We start from the raw sequence: 7,781 nt of genomic DNA, 5'->3' as shown, positions 1-7,781 counted from the left end.
CTTGAATAACGCTCTGCGTTATTCACATACCCACAACCCCTGCGACGGTAGAGACAAAAATAATATTGCTAAAAGACCGCCAGTAATAATATTCCATAATTACCATTCCAAATGAGCTGATCCCCTTTTTATGGGTGGTAAACTTTTACGTGATCACAGTGGTAAACTTTTTGATTGACAAACACATTTTTGGCTGAAAATGAAAGAACGCGGGCTGGTGGACCACTTGCTGACAATTAAAGACGGCAGGACCATTTACTTGATCAAGCGAACCACAAAATTAGGCAAGGCAGGGTAGAAATCACGCACGGGAAAAGACATATTTACAACAACGGGTAGTATTGCTCAAAAATGGTTAGAGCCCTATAACCGGGCTTTGTTATTTTGCTGGAGAATTCAGACCTGCCGCTGGCTACATTCAAATAATTCAAGGTGTCTGTTAACATCTCATCGTTTACGTTCAGATCTATCCCCTCATGCTGTTTCAACACTGCCAGGATCTCCTCAAAGGAGCAGTTGCCGGCACGCTCCCCCAATCCGCCCAAGGTGGTGCTGAGAAAACGGGCGCCTGCTTTAAAAGCGGCAAAGGTATTGGCGGTAGCCATACCAAAATCATTATGACCGTGAAATTCAATATCCATTCCAGTGTTTTCAAGAAGCATGCCAATTATTTGTTTTGTCCGGAATGGCTCCAGTATCCCGATAGTGTCGGCAAAGCGTAAACGTTCCGCTCCTTCCCGCCGGGCTTGAACAGTAAATTCTATTAGAAACTCCAGATCAGCCCTCGATGCGTCTTCCGCTCCTACTGTAACGCTGCATCCTTGCTCCAGAGCGTAACAAACAGCCCTTTTCATATTCTCGACTACCCAGGTTCTGTTTTTGCACAGCTTTGTTTTTATTTGGATATCTGAAACAGGAGCTGAAACATGGATATGTTTTGCCCCACAGGCCAGTGATGCCTTAATGTCGCTTATATTTGCCCGGTTCCAGGTAGAAATAACCGCTTTCAGGCCAAGGTCAAGAATTTCTTTTATTGCTTCGTCTTCAGGCGGACCCATTGCAGGTATGCCCGCTTCTATATATTCTATCCCGAGGGAATCGAGCATTTTAGCTATTTGAACTTTTTCCCCGACAGTAAAAGCTACACCCGGCGCCTGTTCGCCATCCCTGAGAGTCGTATCCGCAAACTTTAAGTTTCCCATATCAGTACCCTTTAACCTACTCAAATTAAACCTGTGACTGCTTATAATTAAAATAGCCGTGTCACCGGGCCGGGCGCCACATGGTCCGGGAGAAAACTCCCGCCCCATCCGGCCCGGGCGCGGCTAAGAACTATTTACCAACTGATTGGCGACAGCTTCCGGATATTACAGTCCATGCGGAAGTTAGAATCGCAACAACAGCTTTAAGGTGTTTTATATTAATATAGATAATTCTGCCTGATATCCACACAGATGATAAACCGTCTGCCGTCCAGTCCTACAAATAAGGATGAGATGGTTACGCATAAATTACCAGACGCCAGAGATATATACGGTTCGGTGGTATAACTGCTTAGACTGGTATTAACTATAAGATAATAATAATCTTTTGAAGAATGATCTGTCCCTTTCTTTGCCGGTCCGAAGATTTTTCTATTTTTTAATATCTCAACGTGGTTAAAAATTGTATCAGTTACCTGGGTGCCGGCCTCATTTAAAATATAAACACACTCTAAGACCAGATGGCTTTTAATTGCCTCCTTTAATCTAGCGTCATAATGTTCGACAGATATTTTTGAAAGATCACTTGTAATGATGTCTATTATCATCTTATATCCTTTATGACGTGATTTGGCATCTTTAACTTTTTTCACTAAATGACTTCTGTATTTGAAGGCAATACTATCAGTTTTATTCTTAATACAACTAATTTTGTCATCTATATTCTCTTGTGGTTTTGAGAAATAATACCCCTGAAGCATATCTGCCCCCAGATCCAGGGCTAACATTGCTTCTTCCTCCCTTTCAACACCTTCGGCAACAACAAGCGCTCCTATCTTTTTTGACAAGTTGACTAAAGATTTGAATACCTCCTGTTTATAATACATTCTATCGATATTGTTAATTAAACTCCTGTCTATCTTTAACACATCAGGTTTTACAAGTGGAATTCTGTCAAGATTGGAGTGTCCGGCGCCAACGTCATCCAAAGCTATTAAAAAGCCATAGTTCTTATGTGTCTCAATAAATCTATTCAGTGCAAGAATATCGGTAGTTTTTGATTCAATAATCTCTATCACCACATTGCCGGGATCTATTCTATAACTATGAACAGTGTTAAGGAGGTGGCCGGAACCGACCACACCCCTGTCTATAATAGAAGTATCAAGGTTAAGAAATAGAATTGCTTCATTGTCTTTATTGTAAATTCGGCTGTAGCTTTCAAGAGCCTTTTTCCTGCATAACCTATCGAATTCTAAAGTCATTTCCCGATCTTTGGCAAGATGAAATAGAGTATTTGGAGGAATTATTCCATTTGTTTCGACATCAATACCCCTGCATAGGGCTTCAAAGCCAACGACGGTTTTTTTCTTCACTGAAACAACCGGCTGGAAATGCGTTGTTATAGATTCATTTTTAATGATGTCATTAATATCCAACTTATAGTCCAAAAGTGGCATATTACGGCTCCTTGGAAACATGATGGCTCGACTAAAAGCCGGGGGAAACCTGCATGTGCTGCAGTATCCTTCTCACTCAAGAAATTCAGCAATATATTTTCCTCATATCTTGCAGACACTGCTCCCTGCAGTCCGTCTGCCGTATAACCGGCGCCAGTTCCCGCCTGGTCTTGTACAACATTTTACCGCTGGGTGCCGGGAGTAGGGAGAATTCCGCCTGAGGCACAAGCGGAATGACATTCATAACGAATGCACCGGCCTTTCTTACAGTTATGGCTACCTGCTTCAAGTGAATGTCATTTATTCCGGGTATCAGAACAGTGTTTACTTTGACCAGTATTCCCCTGCTGTTGGCTTCCCGGATGCCGGCAATCTGCTTGTCTATCAGCAGGCTCGCCCCGGCAAAACCGTAGTGAGGTTTGTTCTTATAAAATACCCATCCATAAATTTTCCTGGCTATATCAGGGTCAATCGCATTTACTGTAACAGTAACTGTTTTAACGCCAAATTCCTGAAGCAAATCCAGGCTTTCTTCCAGCATTAGACCATTAGTGCTGATACACTTAATAAGGTTTGGATAGCAGCTATGCAACATACTCAAGGTGTCCATAGTTTCCTTGTCAGCCAGGGCCTCGCCGGGCCCGGCCACACCGACCACCCGCAATCGTACATCCTGCCGCATCATATTGTGCACCTTTTTTAAGGCTTCCCGGGGTGATATTGTTTTGGTGATAAATCCCGGCGCGTTTTCATTTACGCAGTCGAACTTTCTGGAGCAGTAATTGCATTTTATGTTGCAGCCGCTAGCCACGGGAAGGTGAATGTGTGTAAACCAGCGAGCGGCCGCCCGGTTGAAACAGGGGTGCTGATTTAAGACAGATTTCTCGTGTCGGTTCATCTACTGTCCCTCCTTTGTAGGTTCGTGTTTCCCGCTCAATGGAATATTTCCATACCAGGCGCGGCTAAGAACTATTTTTCGACTGGTTGGCAACAGCTTCTGGATAAGATAATCTTTACTTCTTTGTGATCTATTTTTTCAATTTCTCCTGAATACCCCCCGCCCAGCAATTCCGCCTGCAGCCACGGAGGCACATGATTGCACATAATTTCTAAATAATCAAACCTGCCTTGACGTAAAAACGGAAGAAGCGCCTGCTTGGACGTGATCCCAATATCGTTTTCCTGGATCTCTTTTATGGAAATCCGGTAGTATCCATTTGATATTTCAACAGGAGCCAGCTCAACACCATTTTTTCCCCTGTTGTTAATCTGCCCGCGCTTTTCTTCCTCTTCCGCGAGGACGTAATCAAGAAATTCCAATGGCTTTCCTTCGAATTCCCAAACGCTGAAACCTGCCTTCTCCAATTCGTAGTAAGACAAACCAGCTATAGAGAGTCCTGCAAAAACCCTGCATCCATTTAAAAATTCCAGGGCCTCCGCCATTTTTTCACGCAGTTCTTTGATGACCAGGCTTTTATCCAGAACAAATATTTCTCATTCTATTTATTTCTTTCATACAGGTCTGGGGCAGGTTCTCAAACAGACTTCCAGGGGCGGGGATCAGCGGCATAATATTGCTTATGAACGCCCCGAGATCCTTGACTTTTTTAATGACTTCAGGAATATGGTTATCGTTGATTCCTTGAATCATAACGATATTTACTTTAACTGCCACACCTTGCACAGCAAGAGATTTTATACCTGACAATTGATTCTCAATAACAAGCCCGGCTCCCTCACCCCCCTTGTACCTTTTCCCTTTATAGTCGACGAACCTGTAAATCTGCTCTCCTATTTCGGGGCTAAGGCAATTTACCGTGACAGTCACATGCCTGATGCCGAGGTCAATTATTTCCCGCGCATAATCAGGCAGCATCAGCCCATTTGTAGATAAGCAGAACAGCACATCCGGATCGGATCGTTTTATTAAATCAACTGTAAGACTTGTTTTCTCCCAGTTGGCCAGCGCGTCACCCGGTCCGGCTATTCCCACAACGCTTATATTAGACAACCTATCCTTAACAAATTTGTACTTTTGCAGGGCAGCTTCGGGCGACAGGATCTCACTGGTCACACCCGGCCTGCTCTCGTGTAAACAGTCAAATTTTCTGTTGCAGTAATTGCAGCTTATATTACAATGGGGCGCCACCGGCAGGTGCATCCTGGCATACTTATGGCTGACCTCAAAAGAAAAGCAGGGATGCCTGTCGTACTTTATTAGGGTATAATCCATCTTCTTCACCTCAACCCTGCAGCTGCTGGCCCGCTACTTTCAGTTTCTTATAATATTTCTGATACATAGAATTTCGATAGCTGTTGTATTTGTTTTCCAGCAGCGTATTGGTGATCCGGTCTAAAAACATCGTTGTGCCGACGTATCCCACTGATAACAACCTCTGTCCCCCCACCCGGTCATGAATGGGAAAACCGTGCCTGACCAGGGGAATACCTTCTCTTTCTGTCAGATATCTGCCGTCGGAATGCCCGATAGCAATGTTTGCATTCATCCTTATACTTTTTTTCCTGATTTGTGCGAAATCTGTTTCATTTAAAAAATGAACTTCACCCCGGTAATTATTCAACTCATTATTCAACAACTCGATCATTTTACCGGGCTTGCTTCCCGTAGCAACCACTACCGGGTAAACTCCGTTCTCCATGCAGGTTTTAAAAATCGCATACACATTTTCCGGCTCACCGAAAATAACGCTTCTTCCCTGGAAATTATATTTATGTGAGTCGATCATGCAGTCCAGCAGCCTTCCCCTCTCCCGTTCCAGGCTTTCAGGTACTTTATTGCCGCTAAGCTGCTTTAATACGTCTATAAATAAATCAGTATTTTCAATGCCCATAGGTACAGGCAAGTTATATAAGGGGACGCCAAATTCGGCTTCCAGGTACCTGCCGGGTGAAATATCATCATCCACCGTTATGCCCATCTGGATGGTGGCTGCCGCTCCCGGCATTTCCGCTATATCAGACAGTTTTGTTCCTCCCCCGGGTATCTTTTTATACGGCCTCTCAAAAGGTCGGTCCAGAGTATCAGAGAAATCAGGGCACAGTGTAAATTCAACTTTAAACATGTGCAGTATTCTCTTGATCTCCCTGATATCGGCAGGGCTCAGGTTTGGGACTATAACATTTATCCTGGAATGTTTCTCTGTCTTTTTTGCCAGCCTGGCTACCATCCTTTTTACAGCCAGAAAATAGCCGTCCGTATGGGCGCCTCCATAACCTGGAGTGGATACGGTAACCAGGGGAAAATCACCCAGTTCTCTTTCTTTTAAATATTTTGAGGTGATTCTTTCGACATCTTCACCTATTGTTTCAGCCAGGCAGGTGGTGAGCACACCGACAAGCCCGGGATTATACAGTTTGATTAAGTTATCCAGGCCCTTTATTAAACTGGCCTCCCCACCGTAAATGGTACCCTTCTCATTAAGGGAAGAGGAGGCCACGTCGATGGGCTCGTTAAAATGTTCGGCAATATGACGGCGCATATAAGTACTGCAGCCCTGTGAACCGTGGATAATCACCATGGATTGTTCCACACCTTTAAACGGCAGGATGGCTCCCATGGGCATACACATATTGCACGGGTTTTCATTGACATTGCGGCAGTTCTCGGTCTCCTTATCCATAAAGCCACCTCCCATTTGGGTCGTGCGTCGTGGGACGTGGGACATGGGATCCAGGCATTCCTCTTAAGTTCTATTAACCCTGAAGCCCATCTTGTATTCTCACGTCTCATTTCTCACGTCTCACGTCCCAATATATTTCCAGACCGGTGAGCAGACGGTTGAGTATACCTCCCGGGCAAAGTTCACCGCTCCCGCAAAGCCGCTCAAAGGGTGCTTGCGGTCATGGTTGTGGTCGATAAAGGCAATACCGAGCTTGTAGGCCAGCGGTCTTTCCTTTACTCCCCCCACCAGGAGATGGGCTCCCTTTTCTACCATGAACTTTTCCAGTTCGGTGGGGTTGGCGTCATCCAGGATCACCGTGCCTTCGTCCACCAGTTCGTTGATAATCTCATATTCCTCCTGCCGGCCGGTCTGGGTACCGATCATCACCACATCTATGCCTATCTCGCTAAACTGCTTAACCAACGAGATGGCCTTAAATCCACCACCCACGTAGATGGCGGCCTTTTTACCTTTTAGTTTCTCACGGTAGCTCTGAACTGTGCCGCTGTAAGCATTTACCTCTTTTTTTATAAGTTCTTCTGTTTTGTGTATTATTTTCAGGTCACCAAAGAACCTGGCAATTTTCCTGAGGGACTCGGCTGTATCCTCTAAACCCAGAAAGGATACGTTTAGATAGGGAATGTCATATATCTCATCCATCTTTTCGGCGAGATAGATCATGGACCCGGCGCATTGGACAATGTTGAGGGAAGCCCTGGCGGCCGTCTTCAGGGTTTCGCAGCTGGAATCCCCGGTAAATGCCACATTTAGCTTTATACCCATCTGTTTTAAATAATTGCCAATGATCCACACCTCACCGGCAAGGTTGAAATCTCCCAGGTAGTTGACACACTTACTTTCCTTTGTTTCATTTCTGCTTGTTGGTCCTATCAAACGCAACAGGGCGTCACAGGCAGCCCGGTACCCTGCTGATTTATTGCCGATAAAACCGCTGGATTGCACCGGAATAACCTTAATACCGTGTTTTCTTGCGGCAGCCTTGCAAACAGCCTCAAGATCGTCGCCGATAACTCCAACAATGCAGGTGGCATAGACGAAGATCAGCTTGGGATTGTATTTTAAAACCAGTTCGTCAATAGCCCTGGCCAGCTTTTTTTCACCACCGAAAATCACATCTTCTTCCTTTAAGTCAGTGGAAAAACTGAAACGGTACAGTTCAGCGCCGCTGCTCAAAGACCCCCGGATATCCCAGGTATAACTGGCGCAGCCAATTGGTCCGTGGACAAGGTGGACAGCGTCGGTAACCGGGTTTAAAACAACCCTGGCCCCGCAGTAAACACAGGCCCTCTGGCTCACACACCCGGCGACGCTGTCATTTTCACATTTGAGCTGTTTCTTTTGCTTTCCCTTGGTGTGGATAAAATCTTCTCTTTCTTTAATAAACACGTCAGGCAACCCGGCCTCTTTCATGGCAA

General features: G+C 45.0%; 7 protein-coding genes. All 7 read right to left on the bottom strand.

What is annotated here, in order from left to right; translation table 11 throughout:
- Positions 1 to 323: 323 nt before the first annotated feature.
- Positions 324 to 1,202 carry a beta/alpha barrel domain-containing protein gene (locus Pmgp_RS11670; RefSeq protein WP_134214158.1) on the bottom strand — a complete coding sequence of 293 codons (879 nt, stop codon included), beginning with the start codon at positions 1,200 to 1,202 and terminating at the stop codon, positions 324 to 326.
- Positions 1,203 to 1,420: 218 nt separating this feature from the next.
- The gene (locus tag Pmgp_RS11665; RefSeq protein ID WP_192902911.1) at positions 1,421 to 2,662 is read right to left on the bottom strand and encodes an EAL domain-containing protein; all 1,242 of its coding nucleotides are present in this window, start codon (positions 2,660 to 2,662) and stop codon (positions 1,421 to 1,423) included.
- An 85-nt stretch (positions 2,663 to 2,747) separates the two neighbouring features.
- A complete protein-coding gene (locus Pmgp_RS11660) occupies positions 2,748 to 3,560 on the bottom strand; it encodes a radical SAM protein (RefSeq protein WP_134214156.1) in 813 nt (270 codons plus the stop codon).
- Between the two features lie 71 nt (positions 3,561 to 3,631).
- Positions 3,632 to 4,105, bottom strand: coding sequence for a Fe-only nitrogenase accessory AnfO family protein (locus Pmgp_RS11655; RefSeq protein ID WP_134214155.1), 474 nt, complete (start codon positions 4,103 to 4,105; stop codon positions 3,632 to 3,634).
- Positions 4,106 to 4,136: 31 nt separating this feature from the next.
- A complete protein-coding gene (locus tag Pmgp_RS11650) occupies positions 4,137 to 4,895 on the bottom strand; it encodes a radical SAM protein (RefSeq protein WP_134214163.1) in 759 nt (252 codons plus the stop codon).
- A 10-nt stretch (positions 4,896 to 4,905) separates the two neighbouring features.
- Entirely contained in the window at positions 4,906 to 6,303 is a 1,398-nt protein-coding gene (locus Pmgp_RS11645) for a nitrogenase component 1 (RefSeq protein WP_134214154.1), read from the bottom strand.
- A gap of 120 nt (positions 6,304 to 6,423) precedes the next feature.
- A complete protein-coding gene (gene nifE / locus Pmgp_RS11640) occupies positions 6,424 to 7,776 on the bottom strand; it encodes a nitrogenase iron-molybdenum cofactor biosynthesis protein NifE (protein WP_134214162.1) in 1,353 nt (450 codons plus the stop codon).
- Between the last annotated feature and the right edge of the window lie 5 nt (positions 7,777 to 7,781).

The organism is Pelotomaculum propionicicum (genome assembly GCF_004369225.1).
Taxonomy (GTDB): Bacteria; Bacillota; Desulfotomaculia; order Desulfotomaculales; family Pelotomaculaceae; genus Pelotomaculum_B; species Pelotomaculum_B propionicicum.
The sequence above is the reverse complement of the archived record's forward strand: the minus strand, read 5'-3'. Positions and strand labels throughout refer to the sequence as shown.